The 23117-nt window shown below is 55.0% G+C and carries 16 protein-coding genes, 2 tRNA genes and 1 pseudogene; 5 read left to right on the top strand and 14 right to left on the bottom strand.

Annotated elements, in window-relative coordinates; translation table 11 throughout:
* Positions 1-187: 187 nt before the first annotated feature.
* Positions 188-272 (bottom strand) — tRNA-Ser (locus tag IKP20_01305).
* Between the two features lie 53 nt (positions 273-325).
* Between IKP20_01305 and IKP20_01300 the strand changes: the two genes are divergently transcribed.
* Positions 326-1645, top strand: a complete 1320-nt coding sequence (locus IKP20_01300) for a glutamate-5-semialdehyde dehydrogenase (protein MBR4503609.1) — start codon at positions 326-328, stop codon at positions 1643-1645.
* 5 nt (positions 1646-1650) lie between these two features.
* Positions 1651-2775 (top strand): glutamate 5-kinase, encoded by a 1125-nt coding sequence (gene proB, locus IKP20_01295; GenBank protein MBR4503608.1) that lies wholly within the window; start codon positions 1651-1653, stop codon positions 2773-2775.
* A 62-nt stretch (positions 2776-2837) separates the two neighbouring features.
* On the opposite strand, the gene IKP20_01290 is transcribed toward proB, so the two are convergent.
* The 4 genes from IKP20_01290 to IKP20_01275 all read right to left on the bottom strand — a co-directional run bounded on the left by IKP20_01290 (position 2838) and on the right by IKP20_01275 (position 6244).
* Entirely contained in the window at positions 2838-3038 is a 201-nt protein-coding gene (locus IKP20_01290) for a hypothetical protein (protein MBR4503607.1), read from the bottom strand.
* Positions 3039-3043: 5 nt separating this feature from the next.
* Complete coding sequence (locus IKP20_01285; GenBank protein MBR4503606.1) at positions 3044-4474, bottom strand: alanine:cation symporter family protein; 1431 nt, start codon at positions 4472-4474, stop codon at positions 3044-3046.
* A 291-nt stretch (positions 4475-4765) separates the two neighbouring features.
* A tRNA-Val gene (locus IKP20_01280) sits at positions 4766-4842 on the bottom strand.
* A 175-nt stretch (positions 4843-5017) separates the two neighbouring features.
* Positions 5018-6244, bottom strand: coding sequence for an ATP-binding protein (locus tag IKP20_01275; protein ID MBR4503605.1), 1227 nt, complete (start codon positions 6242-6244; stop codon positions 5018-5020).
* A 146-nt stretch (positions 6245-6390) separates the two neighbouring features.
* Between IKP20_01275 and IKP20_01270 the strand changes: the two are divergent.
* Positions 6391-7374 (top strand): annotated as a pseudogene (locus IKP20_01270) (bifunctional N(6)-L-threonylcarbamoyladenine synthase/serine/threonine protein kinase).
* Here the strand turns inward: IKP20_01270 and IKP20_01265 are convergent.
* From IKP20_01265 to IKP20_01230, 8 genes are all read right to left on the bottom strand, one after another.
* Positions 7358-8704 carry a DHH family phosphoesterase gene (locus IKP20_01265; GenBank protein ID MBR4503604.1) on the bottom strand — a complete coding sequence of 449 codons (1347 nt, stop codon included), beginning with the start codon at positions 8702-8704 and terminating at the stop codon, positions 7358-7360. The pseudogene IKP20_01270 and the gene IKP20_01265 sit on opposite strands and share 17 nt — an antisense overlap.
* A gap of 5 nt (positions 8705-8709) precedes the next feature.
* Complete coding sequence (locus IKP20_01260) at positions 8710-9165, bottom strand: 30S ribosomal protein S15 (protein MBR4503603.1); 456 nt, start codon at positions 9163-9165, stop codon at positions 8710-8712.
* Between the two features lie 117 nt (positions 9166-9282).
* Positions 9283-10548 carry an ATP-binding protein gene (locus IKP20_01255; GenBank protein ID MBR4503602.1) on the bottom strand — a complete coding sequence of 422 codons (1266 nt, stop codon included), beginning with the start codon at positions 10546-10548 and terminating at the stop codon, positions 9283-9285.
* A gap of 288 nt (positions 10549-10836) precedes the next feature.
* A complete protein-coding gene (locus tag IKP20_01250; GenBank protein ID MBR4503601.1) occupies positions 10837-11241 on the bottom strand; it encodes a hypothetical protein in 405 nt (134 codons plus the stop codon).
* A gap of 58 nt (positions 11242-11299) precedes the next feature.
* Positions 11300-11758, bottom strand: coding sequence for an NUDIX domain-containing protein (locus IKP20_01245; GenBank protein ID MBR4503600.1), 459 nt, complete (start codon positions 11756-11758; stop codon positions 11300-11302).
* Positions 11755-12420: a fibrillarin-like rRNA/tRNA 2'-O-methyltransferase gene (locus IKP20_01240; protein ID MBR4503599.1), complete on the bottom strand. Its 666-nt coding sequence runs from the start codon at positions 12418-12420 to the stop codon at positions 11755-11757. The genes IKP20_01245 and IKP20_01240 overlap by 4 nt, the downstream gene beginning before the upstream one ends.
* Positions 12421-12477: 57 nt before the next feature.
* Positions 12478-18084, bottom strand: a complete 5607-nt coding sequence (locus IKP20_01235; GenBank protein ID MBR4503598.1) for a hypothetical protein — start codon at positions 18082-18084, stop codon at positions 12478-12480.
* A complete protein-coding gene (locus IKP20_01230) occupies positions 18081-19595 on the bottom strand; it encodes an MFS transporter (GenBank protein MBR4503597.1) in 1515 nt (504 codons plus the stop codon). Before IKP20_01230 ends, IKP20_01235 begins: the two co-directional genes overlap by 4 nt.
* Positions 19596-19708: 113 nt before the next feature.
* On the opposite strand from IKP20_01230, the gene IKP20_01225 reads away from it, so the two are divergent.
* Both IKP20_01225 and IKP20_01220 read left to right on the top strand, forming a co-directional pair.
* A complete protein-coding gene (locus IKP20_01225; GenBank protein ID MBR4503596.1) occupies positions 19709-21319 on the top strand; it encodes an NAD(+)/NADH kinase in 1611 nt (536 codons plus the stop codon).
* The gene (locus IKP20_01220) at positions 21316-21687 is read left to right on the top strand and encodes a Mov34/MPN/PAD-1 family protein (protein MBR4503595.1); all 372 of its coding nucleotides are present in this window, start codon (positions 21316-21318) and stop codon (positions 21685-21687) included. The genes IKP20_01225 and IKP20_01220 overlap by 4 nt, the downstream gene beginning before the upstream one ends.
* Here IKP20_01220 and IKP20_01215 read toward each other — a convergent pair.
* Positions 21681-22991, bottom strand: a complete 1311-nt coding sequence (locus IKP20_01215) for a hypothetical protein (GenBank protein MBR4503594.1) — start codon at positions 22989-22991, stop codon at positions 21681-21683. The genes IKP20_01220 and IKP20_01215 overlap by 7 nt on opposite strands.
* Positions 22992-23117: the final 126 nt, after the last annotated feature.

Here is a 23117-nt window from a genome sequence, read left to right as displayed (position 1 = left end):
TCATTCGAGTTACCTCTCAGATGATACATATCGTCAGGGGCATAAGTATTAAAAAGAAACCAATAGGTGGTAAAGTAACTATTAGGTTACTCTGTTACCGAAAGGTAACCAATGAGCGTTTTATCAATGAATAATCGGGGTTAGAGGCGGAAACGGAGGGATTGCTGTCGAATCACAGAGAATAAAATGGCGCCGAGAGAGAGATTCGAACTCCCGAGGATCGCTCCAGCGGTTTTCGAGACCGCCGCCATACCGGGCTTGGCTATCTCGGCTTATCCGCTCCTATATGATTACATTATTTAACGTCTTTGTCAATAATCCGCTTATGCCAGATGTGGTCTCGGAAATCAGGAAAGCGAAGGAAGCGTCCATAACTATGGCCGTCCTTCCCACGGCGGCCAAGGATTCGGCTCTTGAAGCTATGGCGGCGGCTCTGGATTCAAACAGGGAAGCCATCCTTGCGGCGAATTCCAAGGACATGGCGGCCGCAGAGGCCATGCTGGAGCGCGGAGAGATCACCGGGCCCATGCTGAAGAGGCTGAAGATAGACGGCCCCAAGATAGACGGCATGATTGCCGGGATAAGGGACGTCATAAAGCTGAAGGATCCGGTGGGAGAGGTCATGTCCTCTCTGGACCTTGACGAAGGTCTGACCCTGTACCAGATCCGCTGCCCCATAGGAATGCTGGGAGTGATATTCGAGTCCCGTCCGGACGTGGTCCCGCAGATCATGTCTCTGTGCCTCAAATCCGGCAACTCTGTCGCGTTCAAAGGCGGCCGCGAGGCTTTGGAGTCCATACGCTCGCTCTTCGAGATACTGAGGGGCGCCGCAGCTTCCGCCGGGGTTCCCGAGGAGGCGTTCGTCCTGATGGAATCGAGGTCCGACATTGATTCCATTCTGGGCCTGCATGAATACATCGACCTGCTGATTCCCCGCGGGTCCAACGCCTTCGTACGCCATATCCAATCGAACACGAAGATCCCGGTGCTCGGCCATGCCGCAGGGATATGCCATGTGTACGTCGATTCCGAGTGCGACATGGGGATGGCCGTGAAGGTCGCTCTGGATTCCAAGGCGCAATACCCGGCCGTATGCAACGCGGCCGAGACTCTCCTCGTGGATTCCGCCATAGCTGAAAAGTTCCTGCCCAAGATGGGGAAGGCGTTCTCCGATGCCGGCGTGGAGATCAGAGGGGACGAGAAGACGCTCAGGATTCTGCCGTCCGCCGTTCCGGCATCCGACGAGGATTGGGACACCGAATACGGGGATCTGATAATATCGGTGAAAGTGGTGGATTCGATATCCGAAGCCATAGATTTCATCAACGCCCACGGGTCCCATCACACGGACGCGATAATCACCTCCAACATGGTGAAGGCGTCTATCTTCGCCAAGAAAGTCGATTCCGCGGACGTGTTCGTGAACGCATCCACCCGTTTCGCCGATGGGTTCAGGTTCGGGAAGGGAGCCGAGGTCGGGATAAGCACCAACAAGATCCACTCCCGCGGCCCGGTGGGGATGGAGGGCCTGATGATATACAAATACGTCCTCGTCGGGGACGGCCAGATCGTGAAGGATTACGTCGGGAAAGACGCTAAGCCGTTCCTTCATGTCCCCTCCGAAAGGGAGTATCCGTTCGAGTGATTCAGATGGCGTCCAGAAGAGAGTACTTGGGCGATGTCAGGCGCGTCGTCGTGAAGATCGGGACATCTTCCCTGATAAAGGACGGCGCCGTGTCGGAGCGCTTCATGAGATCGGTGGCGGAGCAGGTCTCCCGCCTCAGGGAAGAGGGCAAGCAAGTCCTCCTGGTGTCATCCGGGGCGATAGGCATCGGGCTCAAGGCAATGGGCGTCAAGCCAAAGCCGAACGAGGTCCCCATAAGGCAGGCGGCGGCATCCGTCGGGCAGAGCATCCTGATGCAGAAATGGTCCGAGGCCTTCCAGCAATGCGGGATAACCGTCGCCCAGGTTCTGCTTACTCTCGATGTCTATTCCGACAGGGAGAGCGCGATCAACCTTCACAACACCATAGAATCCCTGCTCGAGAACGGCGTGATCCCGATATTCAACGAGAACGATGCGGTCTGCATCAAAGAGATAAAATTCGGGGACAACGACACGCTGTCGGCCATCATAGCCAGCAGGACAGATTCGGATCTCCTCGTCATCCTCTCGGACATAGACGGATTGTATGACAGCGATCCCAGCGAGAACAAAGACGCCAGATTCATCCCGGTCGTGACCAAGATCGACGAATCCATAAGGGCGATGGCCGGCGGAGCCGGATCTGGGTTCGGGACCGGCGGCATGAAGACCAAGCTGGAGGCGGCTGCGATATGCAGCGACGCCGGGTGCAACATGATCATAGCGTCCAGCGCGGCTTATGGCGTGGTCTACCGCACGGCTGCCGGGGACGATGTGGGAACCCTTTTCGTTTCCGGGGACGAAGTTTCCAAGAAGCGCAGATGGATCAAATCCGCCCATGCCACCGGCCGCATAACCATAGACGAAGGCGCGGTTAAGGCGGTCCTCGACCACAAGTCTCTGCTCCCGGTGGGCATTCGCTCCGTCGAGGGAATCTTCGAGAAAGGCGACGTCGTGGAGATAGCCTGCGGCGGGGAGGTCATCGCCAAGGCCGTGCCCAACTACGGTTCCAAGGAGCTGTCCGCCATCGCTGGCAAGCACAGCGGCGAGATAGAGGGCACGATAGGGTTCAGAAGCCACGATGACGCGGTGCTCTCGGAGAACATCGCAATCCTAGGGTTCAGAGGATGAGCCGGCCGTCGGATCGGTGGCGACCGGAAAAGAGAAGGGTGCGGGGTTTCCCCGCTTTCCGATCATTCCTTGATCTTGCCGTATTTATCGTCGTCCCTCTTTGTAATGAGGTAGAAGAAGACGAATATCACGGCGAATCCGATGACCAGAGGTATGAACGCGACGTTCACGTCGTCGTTGTGCCTTTCGACATAGGCCATGGCGATTCCCATGAGGACCGCTACGATTCCGGTGACCGCGATGGCTTTGCTTATGTTTTCCATGCTTATCACTCCCATTCCGTGACTCCTGAGGGGTCAGACAGGGTATCCCTATGGAATTCGGGATCTTCGACGCCTTCTTTCTTCTGTTTCTTCCAGTCGGCGTAAGCTTCGAACACCTGCCTGCTCAGCAATGCGACGATGGTCATGTTGACGGCAGCCATGGCCGCCATGAACGTGTCGCTGATGTTGTCCGCTATGGTGACGTCGGTGACGAGAGCCGCCGCGAACGCGACTATGATGACGACAATGCGCACGAGGTTGACGGTGATTTTGTTGTCCCTGACGAACCTGGCATTGGACTCGCTCATGGTGTAGTATCCGATCATGCTGGTGAAAGCGAAGACGAACATGAAGATCGCGATGAGTATGTTCGCGGCGTCTCCCATGGGAGTGCTGCTGGCGACCGCTTGGACGAGGTTGGATCCCTTCAGGCCAAGGCCGACGATGTCGTCGAAGGTCCCGTAGGAAAGAACGACGAGCGCGGTGATGGTACAGACGATGAGAGTATCGACGAGGACTCCGAAGGACTGGATCTTCCCCTGCTTGATGGGGTGCTTGATGTCTGAGGTGGCCGCCACGTTGGCGATGGAACCCAGACCGGCTTCGTTGGAGAACACGCCTCTCTTCAATCCGGTGATGATGATGGTTCCTATCCCTCCTCCGAGTATGCTGGGGATGCTGAACGCATTGGCGAAGATGCTGGCTATGGCATTGCCGATGTTCCCGGCGTTGAACGCCATCGCGATCAGGGCGAAGATGACCCACAGAAGGGCCATCAGGGGGACGACGGTGGAGGAGAACTTACCGATGATCTTGAATCCGCCGAACACGAGGCCGGCCGCGATGATGGCGATGATGGCCGCGAAGACCAGATGGTTGTTCTCGAAATCGAATGCCCCGCACAGCGCGTTGGATGCGTTGCAGGACTGGACCATAACGAATCCGACGCCGAAGGTCAGGACCAACAGTATGGCGACGAAAATCCCCAGTTTCCTGCTTTTCAATCCTTTGGTGGCATAGTATGCGGGCCCGCCGTGGTATCCCTCATCCGTCTTCTGCTCCTTGTATATCTGAGCCAGAACGGATTCCATGAAGCTGCTCGCGGATCCGATTATCGCGAAGATCCACATCCAGAAGACCGCTCCCGGCCCTCCGGTTGCGATCGCGGTCGCGACTCCCGCGATGTTTCCGACGCCTATGCGGGCGCCCATGCTTATGCAGAAAGCCTCGAACGATGAGAGTTTCTTTTTCCCTTTGCCTTCGCTCACGCCGGAAATGGCCAGTTTCGCGTTGCTGCCCAGTTTGGTTATCTGGATTCCCTTCAGCTTGATTGTGAAGATGATTCCCAGACCGATGAGGAAGACAAAAGATATGCGCCAGAAGTAGGTGTTCCAGACGCCTATCATGTCATTCAGAGTCGTTAGAAGATCGACCATATATCACACCTCATGCCGTTGCATGAGCGGTTGCCTTTCGCCGGCGCATCTAAGACGCCGCCAGTTTCATGCCGCAATCCGATGCCATCCCTAAGAAAAGAATTGTTTATTAAACTATTCAGTTATAATTACGAATTTCGTAGAAATAATATGTTATCTGAAAAGAAATAATTGTATTTTACGAATTTCGTATTAAGTATGATTATTGTCATAACGGCAATAATTCTCTATAAAAGCGACATTACTATCGGAATAATGCAATCTCAAAAAATAACTGAAATTCATAAAGGATGGTGGACCCGGCCGGATTTGAACCGGCGACCTCCGCCATGTCAAGGCGACGTCATAACCATCTAGACCACGAGTCCGATGAATGGTGCATTAATTGGTACTATATAATCGTTGTTGTTGCTGGATATGTGCAGGTTAAGGGTGGAATCCGTCCGTCATTTTCATGGGAATATCGCCGCAACCGGAACGCATCTCCCAGATGTTTCGCAATTTAACGTTATAAAACTTCCAAAATCAAAAAGTTTTATCGCGTTAAAATCTGAATCCATCTCCCAACAAGAAATCTTCCACCAGACGCAATCTTTTGATTCCCTTGCGGTCGATGGCTATCGGATCCATGGATATGATGTATTTTGGATAGTTGTCTTCTATCTTCAGGAGAGGGCGTTCTTCCCTTTCTTCCGTCTCAGGAGATGCCATCAGGTATGTCACTTGGATATAGGCGATGTCCTTCCTGTTCGAGACGACGAAATCTACCTCTATGTCCCTGAGTTTTCCGACTTGGACGTCGTATCCCCTGGATCTGAGCTCGTTGAAGACTATATTCTCCAGGATATGCCCCATTTTCAGGTCGCGCCTGACATTGGGATAAGATGTGTGGAGGGATATGTCGGCGACGTATGATTTGTAATGGGTTTTCAGGGCTTTCTTTCCGAAGATATCGAAGCGAACGCACTTGTCCGCCAGTTTGCTGGAGAATATCAGATCCAGATAGCCGTTCACAGTGTTCGGGGTCGTCATCATGCGTTCGGAGCGCAGATAATCGGCTATGGATGTGGAAGATATCTCCGCGCCCGGCGTCGAAAGAATATAATCGAGAAGTTTTCCCATCAGAGCCCTGTTTCTGACCTTTTTGCTCCTTAGGATGTCCTTCTCTATCGTCTCATCGATTACTGAGCGGATGTACAGCGATTTGCTGTCTTGATCGGCATATTCGAAGCTCTTGGGATATCCTCCGTTCAGAAGATAGTCTTGAAACGCTTCTGACGGGGTGAAAGCCATGCCGTTTATCCGATAGAATTCTCTGACTTCGCTCAGAGAGAACGTGGAAATCCTGAATTCCACGTATCTTCCCGTGAGTTTGGTCACCAGCTCTCCGCTTAGCAGATAAGAATTGGAGCCAGTTATGAACACGGAGACTCCGTCGTTGCGATACGCATTGATCAGCGGCTCGAAGTCTCTGACATTTTGGATCTCATCGATGAAGAGGTATCTGCCGCTTTGGCAATCCCCGAATCCCGAATCGATCAGCTTTTCCAGAGCATCCGACGTTCTGACGCTGAGATATTTTTTGCTGTCCAGATCTAGGTATACCAATGAACGGCCATCTACGCCTTCTTCGCGGAGCTCGTCGATGATCTGCCTCAAAATGGTGGATTTGCCGCATCTGCGGGCCCCGGTCAGCACTTTGATGATGTCCGTATCTTTGTAAAAGGGGCGGATCCTGGAAAGGTATTTCTCTCTCCTGAGCTCAAGCATAGTTCTAAAATGCAATTTAACGCTATAAAACTTTCAAAATCAAAAAGTTTTATCGCGTTAAACAAAGCATCCGATCGGTTCTATCTATGGCAGCACACGTCGTTCCGGGGGCAGGATATAATAACGGCGCTGGCTTTCCATCGGCCATGATCACTCTCGGGATTGAGGGAACTGCGCACACTTTGGGCGTCGGCATAGTCGATTCGGAATGCAATGTCTATGCCAACGAGCTCGATATGTTCAAGCCGAAGGAAGGCGGGCTCCATCCCAGAGAGGTGGCCAATCATCATGCCGACGTTGTTGCCCGCGTAATCTCGGGGGCTCTTGACAAGGCCGGGATGGATCTTAAAGACATAGATCTGGTCTCATTCTCCATGGGTCCGGGGCTGGGTCCCTGTCTCAGGGTGGCCGCCACCGCGGCGAGAGCGCTGTCCAGCTATCTGTCGGTGCCCATAATCGGCGTCAACCACTGCATAGCGCACATCGAGATAGGGCGTGCCTAGACCGGCTGCAAGGATCCGGCGCTTCTCTATGCCTCAGGCGGGAACACCCAGGTCATAGCCTATTCAGAGGGGCTCTACAGAATTTTCGGCGAGACGCAGGACATAGGGATAGGGAACATGCTAGACAAGCTCGGGAGGGAGCTCGGAATGGGATTCTATGCCGGGCCGATCTTCGAGAAGCTAGCCAAGGACGGCGACAAGTACTATGAGCTGCCGTACTCCGTCAAAGGCATGGACGTCGCCTTTTCAGGTCTCATGACCGCTGCGGTTGCGCTGTATAAGAAAGGCGTTCGTCTGGAGGATATAGCCCTGTCAGTGCAGGAGACGGCTTTCGCGATGCTTACCGAGGTCACCGAGCGTGCCATGGCCCACATAGGGAAGGACGAGGTTCTCCTGGGAGGAGGAGTGGCCCAGAACATGCGTCTGAGGGAGATGGTCACTGAGATGGCCGCGGACAGGGGCGCAGAGATGTTCGTCCCGGACCGCAGGCTGTGCATGGACAACGGGGCGATGATCGCATGGCTGGGAAACGAGATGCATTCGGCCGGCGTCAGAATGGACGTGTCCGAGACGGCGGTCAGGCAGCGGTTCAGGACGGACGAGGTCCCGGTCACGTGGAGGAGCTGAGCTGCCTCCCGATTATCTCATCCAGATTTCTGAGGAACTGATCCACTTTGTCTGGGGGTACGGATCCTCCGGAAGCTATTTTGTGCCCGCCGCCGACGCCTCCGACCGATGAGCAGGCCTCTCTCATGGCGACGGAAAGGTCCACGCCCTTCTCCAGCTGCCCCCACATGCCTCTCGAGGATATGTTAACAGGAGTGTTGGATTTGTTCAGGCCAATGGTCGGTTTGTCTGGGTCCCCTATGCACTGCATGGCGATGCCGCAAAGCATCCCGGTGAAACCGGAATCGCTGGTGTCGAACCACTGGATGTGCTCCATCTGGTTGAGCCCGGCGGAATCCAGATCCACCATGTACGCGACCACTTGCTCGGCGGATTCTTTGGTTATTTTGCATCCGTAATCGAAGCTGGCCTTGTCTCCCATGCCGGCGGCGATCCCTGTTCCGCCCATTCCGGCGCGCCCGCAGCTGTTTAGCACGGACGACAGGACTTCCGCGTCCATGTCCAGCCCTCTGAGATAATATCTGTCGCGGGCAACTTCGGCCATCGATTGCAGGAGCATGCCTTGGGACGCCAGTTTTATGGCCATCAGCGACGAGAGTTTCCTGCTTTCTTCGTCCGTCAGGTCGGAATAGCTTTTCCCTTCCGGGATCCCGGCGTCCTTGAGAATCGCGGATACGCCTTCTTTGCTTCCGCTGACGCCGCGAATGTAAGGGTCGGTGAGGAGATACAGCCCCTCAGCCAGATCCCCCGCGGGTATGAGCGATCCCGGCATCTTCTCGATGTATCCGCGCCTTTCCCCTTCCGAAAGGAGATATGTGTTCAATCCGGACAGCCCGTTGATGTGCTGCCTGTCCCCGGCTATCCCTGCGAACGCAATCTGGACCAGATCCCAGTTCTTCTCATCGACAGCCACCGCGAACAGAAGCGACATGGTGGCGCCGCATCCGGAGGTCATCCCGTCGATCCCGTAAAGGTGGGGATTGGCGTAGCATATGCGTTTCGCCTCGGAGATTATTGTGTGGTGGTCCAGCACGACGACGTCGAAGGGCATTTGGTCCAGCTGATCTATGTAGGATGCGCCAAGATCGGTTATGATCACGCATTTCGCGCCGCATCCGCGTATGATGTCGATGCCGCGGTCGTTGAGCGTTGTGAAAAGCGTGACCCTGAATTCTTTGCCCATCCGGAGAAGGGTTTTCGCCACGATCGCCGCGGAAGATACGCCGTCGGCATCATAGTGGGAATATACTTGGATGAAATCATGGCCGCGAACGGTATCCGCGGCTTTTGATAAGGTTGTAAGAAGTTTTGATGGGACCTGTCCGTCCATCCGACTCACTTAAGCATGAGCTCCGCGTTCTTAAGAGAATATTTCCAGTCCGCGGGAAGGACGCCGTTCCTCTTGTAGTAGCGCTCGAGCCTCCTGATCTTAGCTTCGATCATGTTGAGGCCTCTCTTGTTGGAGATATCTCCCTTGTTCTCCTTGAGGTGGCCGTTGAGGGAGATTGCGCGTCTCATGAGGTTGGAAAGGTCTTCGGGAAGAGAGGGCATGACGTTCTTCTCCTCCATGATTTTGGTGATGGTCTTTCCGGTGGCGAGCTTCACGTCGGGGACGCCGTACTGGTCCCTGAGAATGAGCCCGATCTTAGCGGAAACTATTCCATCCTTGGCGAGCTTCGCGATGAGGTCCTCGATTTCGGTGGCGCTGAGGGTGACCCATGCGGGGTTCTCGGAAACCATGGGGTGTTTGGAACAGGATTTTCCCTTTCTTCTGGTGTGCATTCTTGCCATAGTCTGATCCTCCGAATCATATCTATGCGGCGAGGCTGTCAGTGGCTATGGGCAATCCCTATTTAAAATATGACTATGCACCGCGTTTCAAAATATCTGTATAATTACGCGATTTTTTCAGTTGAATCTCAGGGAGCCCTCGTCGAGCAGGAAATCTATGATGGACATCACCCTGATGCCATCCTCGGTGACATGCTCTGGGACGTCGGAATCTATCAGCAGGATCTTTGCGAAGCCATCCTTGATGGCCTTCAGCGATCTGGTCTCTTGCTCCATTTTTCCTGGGTCATCCACTCCCATGGCCGCTTGTATGTAAGCCCTATCGAACGATCTGTTGACGACGAAATCTATTTCCAGAGATATGATCGCAGATTTTCCCTCTTCGTTTCTTCTTCTGACATCTATTCTTCGGACATCTACGTTGCATCCACGAAGCAGGAATTCGTTATGCACCACGGTTTCGATGAGCTTTGCACGCGACATCTCCCTGAAATTGAGTCTGGCGTTCATCAGCCCCACGTCCGTGAAATAATACTTTTTTAGGCCGTTTATGTGCCTCCTCCCTCTGATATCGAAGCGCATGGATCCGGATATCAGGAAAGAGTCCTCTAGATGCTCTATATAATTGGCCACGGTGTTCCTGCTGACGCTCCTGTCCCGGAAGGAGTCAGCGATTTTCTGCGGGTTAACCAACCCTCCGGATGATGAGGCGAGAACATCAACGATCGCTGACAGATCGTCGATGCCATGGATTCCATAGCGTTCCTGAATATCTTTGAGGTAGATCTCATTGAACAGACTTGATAGGTACCTGTTTTTGGACGGGGCATCATGATATAGCAGTGTTCCAGGCATTCCTCCATGGTAGAGGCATTCCATCCAATCCGACCTGACGTCCCCTCTGAGGGCAGAGTGGAATTCAGAGAATGACAGGGGAATTATGGGTATTTCGTCCGTTCTGCCCCTGAAACTGGAGAGGACATCTTTGGAAAGCATTTTTGAATTGCTTCCGGTGACATAAATGTCGCATTTTTCTCTCAGACCTAAGACGACGTCATAGAACGTCATCATGTTCTCTATAGTGCGGGATTCTGGGGGAAGGTATGGGTTGTCCACGCTGGCGCAAAGCTGTATCTCGTCTATAATCACGTATTTTCTGGAGTCGGAGCCGCCAATCGCGTCGTGAATGTGCTCTGAAAGCGTAAGGGGATTTCTGAGATGGGCATTAAGGCCCGTTTCAAGCGATATGAATATGATGTTTTTGGGATCCACGCCATTTTCAATCAGCCAATCTCTGAACAGTATCTCGACGAGGTACGTTTTTCCGCAGCGGCGGACCCCTGTTATGACTTTGATCAGACCGTTATCGCGGCGGTCGATCAATTATTGGAGGTGGATTGGCCTTTCGATCCGCATAATGAAAAAATCACGTAATATTACGTAATCTTTTCGACTAATATCGGCTGTTCGTAACAGCTTCTTCGATGCCGCGGTCATAGGCATCCGTCAAGATCTCTTTGCGGGTCCGCGATCCAGCAGGAATCGTTGCACGCTGACGCTTCCATCGTCTTATCGATTCCGACCTTGTCACAGTAATTAGAAGTGCGAAGAAGCAAGCAGTTTGAAAAAAGGGCCCCGCCCCTCTATGAGACGGAGCCGTGCAATCTATTCTCAGTCGCAGCTTATGCTCATATTCCCTGTGGCCTTGCCGCCGTAGACGCAATCGATGGGGATTGATAGGCTATTTGTCAGCACGCTGGCGCTGCTGCTTTCGCCCATGCCTGCGTCGTTCTGCCAGCTGCCGGCGTAGCCTATGGTATGTCTCTGTCCGTCGAGCGTTGTCACAGTCAGAGAAGAATCCTCTTCGAACGTGATCACGTCTTTGTCCTTGATTTCCCTGTCTCCGCAGACAACCTTCAGCTTCGAATCATCGATGGAGAAGGTCAGCTCTACCGGTGAGGCCCCGTTGGATTGGTCGTTACGGTCGTTGTCGCCGTAGGTGAACATACAATATGCGAGTATTATGACGATTATAACCGCAGTCACGGCGATAATCGCTATATTATTCCCTTTCATGGCATCAGCCCCGTTTGAAAAAAGTAACGTCTGGACAAGTAGAAAATAATATGCCAACTCAGGATGTAACGTTGCCTCTCACATCTGCTTCACCCATCCAACAGATGTCCTCCGGCGGCTCATTACCGATGTTTTTTTCGGCGTCTGGAGCAGTCCGAAAATTGATTTGAAATCGTATTTTCAGCATCTCTCTTGCCCAAGGGACGGTATCCTCGTATTCTTCCCTGCCGAACGAAAGCGTCTCGGGGAGTTCGGAGAACAGCTCTGATCTCATCTCGCAGGGATTTCCGGTTTTGGATTTAATTATCGCAGCGCATACATCGCAAGGCCCCAGATCCCTGGTGGCAACGATTTCTATCGAATATCCGGCTTCCTCCTCGAACTCCCTGGCGGCGGCTTCCTCGGAGGTCTCGCCCTCTTCCACGTGGCCTCCCGGCATCTCCCATCCGCCGCGGCGCGGGTTCCAGACCATCAGGAACCGGTCCCCCTCGAACGCCACCGCATACGCCGTTCTCATGGGCTTTTCCTCTCGAAGACGATCATCTCGTGGGATTTCTCATACGGCTCCAAAGAACGCGCGTCTATGATGCGGAATCCTCTCTCCTTTATTCTGCCTTCAGCGGCGGCGAATATGCTTTCCGGGGACGCTGTGACGTCTTCCGAACGGGCTTTGATGGCAACCATCCCGTATTGCGAGCCAAAAGCGTCCATGTTGTCGCAGATGATATCTGCCTGCCTCTTCTGGGCCACGTCCTGATAGACTATGTCGGCCGAGCCCACGAACATGGAATATCCGTCCGGTTTGGTGGCGTCGCCAAGGATCGGCATCATATTGGGCCTGGTTTCGCACGTCGAGACCAGTTCTCTGAACATCCTCTGGGCGAATTCCACGCAGAAGACCTTCCCATCAGGGCATATGTCCGCCACATGGGATGCGGTGGTTCCGCTGGATGCGCCCAGATAGAGGACTTTGCTGTCCGCATGGAACGGGAAAGATCTTCCGCCGGCTGAGAGGTATGCCGAAAGCTTGCTTCTTCTGGGATCCCATTCCCTGTATTCGGTCCCGTAGGCGCTCACCAGCCTTTCGCCATAGATTCTCTTGCCTGGGAAAAGCGATTCCGTGTACAGGCGGCCCCTATCGGAGAATACCCTTCCGTTCGTGCGGTCGACGGTTTCCATCGTTAGCGCCCATGGTTTCGGCGATATAAACCGTTGGGGGCATTCTCCGATCGGGGATCATCCCTCTGTCTCCGGCGGTTCACGGTTTTTCATGCGGATGATGATCAAAGCTGCTATCATGGCGATCGACGCCGCTATGAAGACCGCGGCCAGAAGGAGGGAGTTCTTTTCCACCCAGCTCTTCTCTGGTTCAGCTCCGCTTTGGTCCGTGGTTACGTCAAGCCTTTCCAGCGACCTTTCGGTGACTTTTCCGTCCTGATCGGTTATGCGGATGTCCAGTCTCTCCAAGATCACGTTCAGGGTATCTCCCCTTCTCAGATCCGCTTTGACCTTCTCCACGTCGAGCTCCGCGTCTCCGTACGAGCTGATCACTTCGCCGGTTCCGCTTCTGAGGACGCGCATCGAATCGGATGACATGAGAACCCTGTTCTCGAAGGCGAAGCTGCTGCTCTTTATCGCGGGAACGACGGCAAGAAGGCCTTGCTTCCTATGGTCATATCCGTCGACGGCCAGATTGCCGCGGGTCAAAGAGACCACGGATTCGCCGCTTTCCATCTGGAACTGCACGTCGTAATACCCGAATTCCGCTTTCCAAGGCATGCAGAGGTTCGCGGAGAATCCGATGCCATCTCCATATACCATTTCGAATCCGCCCGAGACCTCATCGGTCCTGAAGGACAGGTCCAGAATCCCGCCCTCGTCGTTGACGGCAGACCTGTCTTTCAACGTTACGGAGTGTCCTATGGACGAGATCTTCCCCACCAATGTGGTCTGGTCTCTGTAGCTCGAGTATTCCAGAGACATCACTACGGTAACGTATTTCGGAGAGTTCTCGCGCAGATTCGCGTTGGTCATCGTCAGGCAGTCCTCTTCCTTGAGGCATTCGATCACGGCGGCCTCGTTGGATATGTGCAGTTCTGCGCGCGTGTCGGAGGAGAAGTTGACGCCGCTGAATAGCGCGTCTATGCATTCCGAGATCGATCCTTCAGTGAAGAGAAGGATCTCCGAGGCGCCAAGCTGGGCTCTGATCTCTGCTTCGCTCATCTCCATCGAGGTCTTCAGCCAGTCGAAATTGAACGAAATCATGTTCTGCCCTTTGTTCTTGCTCAATGTGGCCTGGGAATTTCTGGTTGCCAGTTCGATTTCGCCGTCGCCGTTGATGTCGATGGACGCGTCCGAGGCTCCGATTCCCATCCGATCGCAGCAGTCCAAGATCTGTTGGGCGGTCAGAGATCCGTATTCGGACAGCAGCTCGTAAGCGGTTGCAGCATCGAATCCGGCCAAATCCACGCTCAGATCGTCGAATCCCATCGCGATGGCCGATCCTTCCCCGACAGGGAACGGCAGGTCCGAGAGCTTCCCGGAGAACTTCTGGCTCAGGACCATATTTATTGTTGTTCTGTATCCGAGCGCATCGATCTTCCCGTCTATCGTCGTGCTGCCGGAAGATTCCGAGTGATCCAGAGCGATCTCCGCCTTAGCTATCGCGTCGCCGGGATTCTCTTTCGGAGACAATTCCAAGGACACATCTCCCTTCTCCATTTCGGCCGCAATCCGGATTCCATCCGTCTCGGCGGATATTCTTACGGACGTATCCTTCTTGAAATCCAGCCCGTCGATGATTAGCTCCACCAACTCGGAGATCGGGATGCTCGAAGACAGCGATATCTCGGTCCTGTTCGATTGGATGTCCGCCATGCGCCCCTCCAAGGGAATGGACGCCGCCGCTTTTTCGACGCCCATGGTGACAGTCGAAATTCCGTTCCCATCCTTGGAGGCGTTCGCTTCGCTCTTTTCCATGATGGCGTCGGATTTCCCGTCCCCATCCCATTCCAATTCGGCATGCTCGGCAGATAGGCTCAGCGAGGAGCAGCTGTCAATGATCTGCTGGATTTTGATCTTATCAGTCTCGTCATATATCCTGCGGAGCTCGCTCAGATTCAGCTCTGACGCAGAGAGGTTGATGTCGCGGGATTCAATATGCAGTTTGTCGCCTTTGACGGGGACTTTGCCGTAGGAAACGCCGGAGCTGTCGAACCTCATGGCGTACCCTTTGGCTGAAAGGTCTGCCCACAGGAAGATGTCGCCGGAATCATCCTCGCCCCTGACGGTCGCGTCCAGCGTCATCGTTGCTGAGGCCGATGCGCTTCTGCCGAGTGATATTTTGATTTTCTCGTCCGCATAGTCTGCAGATAGGTCCGTCATGGATAAGCTCACAGCAGCTTCCGAATCCGAGCCGGGTTTCAGGTCGCCGCCGATGATGGCCATGATGTCTGCGAATGACAGGTTAGAGGATGCGGCCGCTTCCATCGCGGAAGAGTTCATGCTCAATTTACCTTCATCCAAGGATGCTGAAATCTCCAAAGTCCCTGATTCAAAGCGGGCGCTGCTTTCCGCGCCGGTCCCGACGATAAGCGAGGGCGCGGCGGCATCTGCCTGGAAAGTCCTTTCTCCTTTCGCATCGACGGAAAGGCTTGCGGCTTGGATGCGCGCCGACTCGCAATGATCCAGCATGTCCAAGGTAAGTTTCCCGCTCTCTTCGAATTCGGAGCGCACCGCATCGATATCCAGGCCTTTGACTGAGGCAGAGGGGTCGTCTATGCGCGCGTTCATCGCGGTCCCATCGGATCCAGCCGAGTCAACTATTATGCGATAGCCTGTTGCTACGATTTCCATGTCCGACAGAGTCTCAGAGGAATCCGTCAGGCGGGCGGCGGTGGCGTCTAAAGTCAAGGTCGGTTTTTCGCTCGTGCCCGATATGGAAATGGCAAAGTCGGCGGAATAGCTGAGGTTGAGGCTTTCAAAGCTGGCTTCCGCCGCGATCTTGGCTCCCGGCTCGAATTCTTTGCCTTCGAGGAGGGCGTCGCGGATCCCGGCGAAGGACATGTTGGATGAGACTCTCAAATCCAAAGCCCCCGATTTGATGCTCACGTTTCCTGTCTTAGCAGGCGCGAGAGCGGACAGAGAGCTGGCCGCTAGGGATGCGCTGCACACGTTCGAAGAGATCGTATCGATGCCGAACGATCTGACGGTTATCTCATAGCCTCTGTAATTCATGCTCGCGGATGATGCGTCGATGTCGGCCCTACCGGTATTGTCCAGAACGTCGAAGACATCTATCTCTCCGGCCTCTTTCGCGGCGGAGAGCGCATCGACATCCAGATCCTTAACGGCGGCTTCCGGATCCTGCAGGGATACGGCGAATCTTTCTCCGTTTTTGTCGCTTCCATCGGCTTCGATCCCGTATCCATTGGCATACAGTTCGGCAGTAAGGGCGGATATGCCCCATCTTTCCGAGCGCTCATAAGACAGATCGATCTCCAACGTAGGCGACCCGCTGTTGGATATAACTGCGGTGAGGGAATCGCCGGCGTATTTAGCTTCGGCGTCGGTCACGGTCCCTTCGAACGAGATGGAGACGTCGGAATCGAATCTGAATCCGTCGGAGAAAGCCTTCTGAAGGGTGCTGAACGAGATGCTGGACGAAAATGAAAGCGAGGCCGATCCAGATTTAATGGAGAGCCCCGCCGCAGAGGCGTCAGCGGACATAGAATCCGCGCTTATGCCGACCGAATAGCTTCTGATCGCTCCGGCTCTGATTTCAGGGGATGCGAGTTTGATGCGGCTGCCATCGGCTCTCACATCTGCGTAGCGGGCGAGGAGTTCGGCGCTGTCGATGTTGTCGGCGATGTCCAGCACGCTTATCTTCCCTGTTTCCTCGCGGATCGCGGCCAGAGAACCGAGGTCTGCTCCGTTCAGGGTGAGGTCGGGATCGGTTATGATGGCGACCAGGTCCAAGCCTTTCTCGGCATCGTGCTCTTTCGCAGTGATCTCGTGCCCGACGGCCAAAAAGCTGCCGCTCAGGCCGGTTATGTCCTTGTACGCGGTATGCCTGACCGACAGATCCAGAGAGATGGCGGAAGGGTTCGCGGTTACTGGTCTGCTCGAGACCGAGGCTGATCCGCCGGCATCTTCGAAGTCGATTCTTACCGATTCCGTTTTTATCTGTATGGCAAGGTCCGAGTCTCCGGATATGTGCGGGACAGATCTGAGCGCGTCTATGTATTCTGCGAGGGAGCCGTCGGTGGTTAGGGATGCCGCCGTCTTCCCGATGTCCATGCTGAGGTATCCGCCGTCTTCCAGAATGGCGGAGCCTTTTATGCTGCTGAAACCGAGAGCAAATGTGCTGCGCCCTCTGACATCCTTTTCGAGGGACATGCTGATGCCGCGGGCGGCGATCGTTTGGCCGTCCTTGGAGTATGCCATCGAGGATGCGGACAGGCGCAAGCGCAGGCAATGGTCCAGAATCTGCTGGATATCGATCTCTCCCGTTCTGGATAGGACAGAGAGAAGCCCGGGCAGATCCAGATCGTTTATCTCAAAATCCAGGTCCGTCGCAGTCGCCGCCGTCTTTGGTCCTTGGGAAGGCACGACATCCAATCTGGCATCCGCCACCGAGACGTCCAGGTCCATCATGAAATCGGTTCCTATGCCGATAGAGTTGAGGATGACCCCGGAGAAAGCCAGCCTATAGGATGTGTCCCCGTCCTTCCATACGATGACGTTGCGGAATTCCGCGGGAGCGTCCCTCTGCAGTTCGAAGCGGAAGCCGGTCAGATTCTTTCTGATGTCTTTCTCGCGGTCGTCTATCGAAATGGACTTTATGGCGACCGTCACATCCTTGATCATGTCAGAGACTTCGATCTTGTCTCCCCCGAATATGACGGCTTCCAGCATCTGGAAGAGTCTGATCAGGTCCAGGTCGACATCCCAGTTTATTGAGTTCAGAACTGTTCTGCTTTCGACGATGCCGTCTCTGCTCCTTTCGAATGTCGCTTTGTCTATCGCCGAACTCACGGAAATTATGCCGCTTCCGCTCAGGGAGACGCTCAGGTGATGGAATCCGGACAGCGACCAGGATGTGGTGATCCTGCTTTCGGCGTGGTATGTGGACATCTCCACGCTCCTGATGTTGATGTCTTTGAGATAGAAGTCGCCGTATCCTTCGTCTATCAGGTAGAGGACGAACTCCAAGGAATCTTCCGGGTTGCTTGATGTTATGGTCGTCGCGGTCCTGCTCACCAAGGAATTGCCGTCTCTCTTCTCCTCGGTAAGGACGATCTTAGAGAATCCGACCGTTATGTCCACGTTTCCGATGCCCATCTTCGCTGTCAGGCCCGGTTTCTCCAGCGCCAAGGTTCTGCTGCCTTGCGACAGATGGATGGATTTGTCGGAGCCGGACGGCTGGAATCCCAATCTCAGCGTTCCCAGCAGAGGATCCAGGCTCAGCGATATGGTCCCATCGAAGGTGACTGTTATGTCCCCTTCCATGCGGAACAGGGGGATGTCGAGTATGGATAACGGAACCCCGCTTTCCAGTATGATGCTGCCGCCCGAGCTCGAGACTGACGCCGACCCCAGCACAAGGGCTTTGGATCCCTGGCCGATAGTCACGGTATGATCCGAGATGTCGATGCTGGCCCCGTCCATGATGATGACGTCGGAGCCGCTTTCGATGCGCACGTCGCCGTCGAGATAGACGTCGCCGGAAATCACGACGTCGCCGGTCGGCAGCGTTTCCGCGTCGATATGATCGTATGCCAAGGCAGAGGCCAGAATGGTTATGGCGAGCATCGCCAGGAAGGCCGCGTGGATTGCTTTCATAATGTTTTCCTCCTGCCTACGAGGATGGCCGCGGTGGGGATCGCAACGGCCACGAATATGACGGCTCCCAGCATGAGCGCCTGAGCCATCCCTTCGGCGTAGATATCCGCGATGGCGTCCGTCAGTCCGGGCAATAGCTTCAGTAGCTCTTTCATCGGGGTGATCAGAAGGTTGGCCAGCATGCTGTCCGCGGGGATATCGAACGGGAAGATCTCGTTCCAATGCTCGACGTACGGGCTCAGCTTGTTCAGCATGTATTGGTCCGTGATGAATTGATAGAAGTTGTATCCCAGCCAAAGGGCCGCCGTGCGGATGAGTATGGCGAATCCCATGATGGCGCTGTTGTTGCTTTCGTCGGTGCGGTTCTGGATCGTTGCATTAAGCATGGATACCAGACACCCTATGGCGAGGCCGAGCAGGAACAGATGGATGGCGAATATGTATGAGGGGTCGTCCGCTTTGACCAGCAGCATCGACAGCAGCGCTATGGGCGTGAGCACGGCGCTCAGCAGGAGCCAGACGAGATGCCCCGTCTTGTCGATCTTCTTGGAGATGGTTATGGCGGTGGTCGCGGCCCCCAAAACCATTATCGTGAAATAGGGGGCAACTTCGAGGATGGACATCTGATATGTGAAGAACGAGATCTTTATCATCGACCCCACGGCGGCCATGTCTAGCGCCCCCAGAATTATTATGAATATCAGGCACGCGGCGGTGAGCTTTTTGTCGTCCAGCTTGCGGTGTGCGATGGAATTCGGATTCAGAGATTCAGCGACTGCCAGCGCGACGATCAGCATGACGATGAGCGCCGTACCCATGAGGCCTTCCGGGCTGACCGGGCCCCAGTCGAGATACAGCTTCTGAAGGAAGAACACGAAGAACCCAGAGAGGAACATGAGAATGATGGCGCCTGGGTAGTCCGGTTTCATGCTGCTGGGCTCGCCTTTGGACAGGGTCAGCAGCGATGGATAGGTGACGATAGCTTGGAGCGCCGCCATCGCCCAGAACGTGAGCTCCCAGCCCATGCCGTCTATTATCGCTTTCCCAAGGAAGACCCCCACCAGCATCCCCAGCCCGAATCCCAGGGACATTATCCCGTTGGCGATGTAGCGGAGCTTTGGGTTCGGCACGTCGTAGTAAATCTGCGCTATGCACGCGATGATTATGATCCCGGCCCCGAACCCTTCTATCACGCGGAACAGAATGAACTCGGACATATCGGAGCTCATGGCGCAGGCTATCGAACTCAGTATGAACAGCACCGAACCGATCAGATACGGTTTCTTGCGGCCCACGCTGTCCATCAGGCCGGCGAAAAGGGCCATGGAGGCGCATTCTCCGCCCACGAAAGCCGGGAACGTCCATGCGTACCCCTCGGTGGGGAACGAGTTCAAATCCATCATGAGATCCAGCGAGAGAATCTGCGTGAACGCCGCAGGCACGCATACCACAAAGGTGCTGAATGACAGCAGCCACAGCCCGGGCATAGCTTTTTTGATTTCCGCATCCATCCGAGAACGACCGCCATGCCATTCAGTCATAGAATAATAAACCTAGTCGCTAGAATCGGGTTGTTTTTCCGGCGTCGGAAACCCAAATTAATCACTATCGCATCAGGCATCTCATGATTACGGTCGAGATGCTTTCGGGCATCGCTGACGCGGTCCGGGACGCGATTGCCCTGATCCCGGATTCCGCATCCAAAAGGGAGAAGGTGTGCATGGGAGCCGACGGGACTCCCACGTCGCAGATCGACAAGATAGCCGAGAACGCCGCGATGATGTTCATAGAGCGCTCCGGCATCCCGGTCAACATCCTCAGCGAGGAGATAGGATTCGTCGACAACGGGTTCGAGGATACCCTCGTCATCGACCCAATAGACGGGACATCGAACGCCATCGCCTCGATCCCATATTACACGGTGTCCCTCGCCGTGGGGAAATCCGCCCTTTCCGACATCTACGTCGGCTATCTTCGCAATCTGGCCACCGGCGACGAGATGTGGGCGGAGAAAGGGAAAGGCGCCTACAAGAACGGGAAGCCCATCCATGTCCGCAAAGCCGATCTGAGCGAGCTCTTCATGATGATATACCAGGGCAACAGCGCCGCTCCCGAATCAGCTGCGTTGGCGCGGAGGGTGAAGTCCTCCCGCTCGTTCGGATGCGCTTCCCTGGAGATGGCCATCGTCGCCGAAGGGGAGGCCGATGGCTATTACATGAATTCTAGGAATTATTTCCGCGCGATAAGGGTGGTCGACATCGCGGCGAGCTACATAATCCTGAAGGAGGCCGGGGGCGAGATTTACGACTTGGGCGGGAACCCGATGGATATGCCATTCGATCTCGACCGCAGATCCAATTTCGTGGCCGTCGGGGACAAGAAAGTCTACGACTACGCCATGAAGAACGACATACTCCCGCATGACGGTCTGACCTATGGCGTATACACTAACGTCTCGGTGAGCAACGCCGCCGAATACACGCGCCAGGTCTTGGATGCGCTGCAGGGCCAGGATTACATCGTGGACAGCGGCATAGCGAAGGTCCTCGGCATCCAGGGCACTCCACTGAAAGATATGGACGCGGACATCGTCATCGTCATCGGAGGGGACGGGACTCTTCTCAGAGCTATGCAGAACAACGATGCGTTGGTAATCGGCATAAACGGCGGAAGCGTCGGATTCCTCGCCGAGATAGACCGCGACCACATCAAAGAGGGCATAACCCGTCTCCTGTCGGGGGATTACGCCGTGGATACCCGCTTCAAGATAGCCACCAGGTATGGCGGGGAATATCTCCCGGATTCCGTGAACGAGGCCGTGGTGCATACCGATACCGTCGCGAAGATCCGCCATTACCGCATTTACGTGGACGATGTTCTGGCGGCTGATTTCCGCGCGGACGGGATAGTCGTATCCACTCCCACGGGATCGACGTGCTATGCAATGAGCCTCGGGGCGCCGTACATGGATCCCCACGTCGAGGCGATGCTGGTGGTTCCCATGGCCCCTTACAAGTACACCTCCCGTCCGTTCCTGGTCCCGGCGACCTCCAAGATAACGGTGGAGAACGTTCTCGACAGAGGCTGCATGATTGTATTGGACGGCCAGAGCGAGGTGAAGATGGAAGGCGGGACCTCCGTGCAGTTCATGATGTCATCCAAGAAAGCCCGTCTGATACGTTTCAACGACGATTTCTATTCGCGCGTCCGCGAGAAGCTGGTGAACGGGGAATGAAGATAACCGGGGTCGATGTGGATTTCATAGACGGTCTGAACGACGCGGCTAGGTCAACCTATCCGGACGAGTTCCTGTGCATGACCCGCGAGATAGACGGCATAATCTCGGAGATGATCATCCTTCCCGGGACGGTCTACGGGGACAGCCACAGCTTCCTGAACCAATGGATGGCCCCGATAGATTACAGCATCGCCGGTTCCGCTCACTCCCATCCGGGTTATTCCAACCAAGCGTCGGACGCCGACCTGGATTATTTCCGCAACATGGGCGGCGTCCACATAATAACCTGCCAGCCCTACGACCGCCGGAGCTGGAGGGCGTACGATTCCGATGGCAACGTCCTGGATCTGGAGATCGTTTACTGAGATTTGGACGCGATTCTGACCATATCGGCTCCGGTTTCCAGGAGGCCGGCCAGATATGCGCTGTCCGGGGATTCTGCGGAAACTCTGCAGACGCCTTCCTTCGGCTTGCGGATCAGGACCCATCCCTTGTCCATGTCGACTCTCCACCCATCCTTGCAGACGAAGATTTTCCCCTCCCTTCCGGAGAGGGCTGTTTCCATCCCTCTGTCGAACGCGCCGGGATTATTGTCGACCTTGATCGATGAGATGTCCCTAAGGGTGGAGACGTCTTCGGCCATTTTCTTGAGGCTTCCGCTGTTCGCAAGCTTCGATATGGCCGCGGCGGTGCGGATGCCGTCCAGCGCGGGGATTCCGCTGTACATGATCCCGGCGTCGCATACGGCCATGTCGGCATTTTTCTCGGCCATCACGGCGGCCACATCGGCTGTCCCCATGGGTGCCATGTAGATCATCTCTGGGTCCCCGCCGTTCTTAAGGAATTCATCCTTCACCCTCGATGTCACATTCATCGACATGACGATGCTTTTTGGGGCGGCCGATCTCACTGCCAGAGCGGACGCCGACGCATGGTCTATGATGTTCCCGTCCTCGCCGATGACGGTGGCGCGGGACCCGATGCGATCCATGCCGATGCCTATGCATCCCTCTTTGTTGGAGATCAGATCGTGCAGCCATCCGAACTGCTGGGCCTCTGCTGAAGGGTCTTTCGGCACGAAATCCCTGCTGCGGTGGCAATTCACCGAAATGACCTCTATGCCGACGGATTCCAGCACCTGCGGGGCGGATTCGGACGCTATGCCGCATCCGCAGTCCAGGAGAACTGGGGCCCCAGATATTTTCCCGATGCGGGAGGACGCGAACGAATTGTAGTCGGAGACGGCGTTGACATATGGGATCCTCTTCCCCAGTCCCATGTGGTTTGGGGTCACCAAGTTATCGCGGATCGAGTCCAAACGCCTGATCTGGGATTCCGTGAATTGCCTTCCGTCCCTGCCGAACAGCCTGTATCCGCTGGCATTTCCGTAGGTGGGGCATTCCGAGACGTAAGCCGAGCAATCTGCGAGCCTTGCGGCGTATGCGGCGGCGGCTTCCGTGGCGCTTCCGCAATCCAAGACGTCCGCGCCTTGGGACAGAATCCCAGATATAAGCGCCTCCTTCATCATGCGGGTGCTCCTCATGTCGTCTGAGATGACCGCCACGCGCTTGTGCTCTGCGGCCAGGGCGCGGCCGACTTCGATCCCCATCTCCGTGGTCACGGCCGCGCCCGGTCCGGAGCGCAGAACGAGACCCATTCTTTCAGGCATGCCAACCTTTTACGCACTGACATTGATATGGGTTGCGGTCATCATGGATGCGTTTAAATTGGATTATTAATCCAGATATCTATAATATTTGATACTGGCACTATTCCATTGAATTGCCAGATTTTT

The sequence above is a fragment of the Candidatus Methanomethylophilaceae archaeon genome (assembly GCA_017524805.1).
Taxonomy (GTDB): domain Archaea; phylum Thermoplasmatota; class Thermoplasmata; order Methanomassiliicoccales; family Methanomethylophilaceae; genus Methanoprimaticola.
The sequence above is the reverse complement of the archived record's forward strand: the minus strand, read 5'-3'. Positions and strand labels throughout refer to the sequence as shown.

Coding starts and splice junctions, on each gene's coding strand:
- IKP20_01290 (MBR4503607.1), bottom strand. CDS start 3,038: ATGGAAAACATAAGCAAAGCCATCGCGGTCACCGGAATCGTAGCGGTC.
- IKP20_01250 (MBR4503601.1), bottom strand. CDS start 11,241: ATGAAAGGGAATAATATAGCGATTATCGCCGTGACTGCGGTTATAATC.
- IKP20_01240 (MBR4503599.1), bottom strand. CDS start 12,420: ATGGAAACCGTCGACCGCACGAACGGAAGGGTATTCTCCGATAGGGGC.
- proB (MBR4503608.1), top strand. CDS start 1,651: ATGGCGTCCAGAAGAGAGTACTTGGGCGATGTCAGGCGCGTCGTCGTG.
- IKP20_01220 (MBR4503595.1), top strand. CDS start 21,316: ATGAAGATAACCGGGGTCGATGTGGATTTCATAGACGGTCTGAACGAC.
- IKP20_01285 (MBR4503606.1), bottom strand. CDS start 4,474: ATGGTCGATCTTCTAACGACTCTGAATGACATGATAGGCGTCTGGAAC.
- IKP20_01225 (MBR4503596.1), top strand. CDS start 19,709: ATGATTACGGTCGAGATGCTTTCGGGCATCGCTGACGCGGTCCGGGAC.
- IKP20_01215 (MBR4503594.1), bottom strand. CDS start 22,991: ATGCCTGAAAGAATGGGTCTCGTTCTGCGCTCCGGACCGGGCGCGGCC.
- IKP20_01245 (MBR4503600.1), bottom strand. CDS start 11,758: ATGAGAACGGCGTATGCGGTGGCGTTCGAGGGGGACCGGTTCCTGATG.
- IKP20_01235 (MBR4503598.1), bottom strand. CDS start 18,084: ATGAAAGCAATCCACGCGGCCTTCCTGGCGATGCTCGCCATAACCATT.
- IKP20_01300 (MBR4503609.1), top strand. CDS start 326: ATGCCAGATGTGGTCTCGGAAATCAGGAAAGCGAAGGAAGCGTCCATA.
- IKP20_01265 (MBR4503604.1), bottom strand. CDS start 8,704: ATGGACGGACAGGTCCCATCAAAACTTCTTACAACCTTATCAAAAGCC.
- IKP20_01275 (MBR4503605.1), bottom strand. CDS start 6,244: ATGCTTGAGCTCAGGAGAGAGAAATACCTTTCCAGGATCCGCCCCTTT.
- IKP20_01230 (MBR4503597.1), bottom strand. CDS start 19,595: ATGGATGCGGAAATCAAAAAAGCTATGCCCGGGCTGTGGCTGCTGTCA.
- IKP20_01260 (MBR4503603.1), bottom strand. CDS start 9,165: ATGGCAAGAATGCACACCAGAAGAAAGGGAAAATCCTGTTCCAAACAC.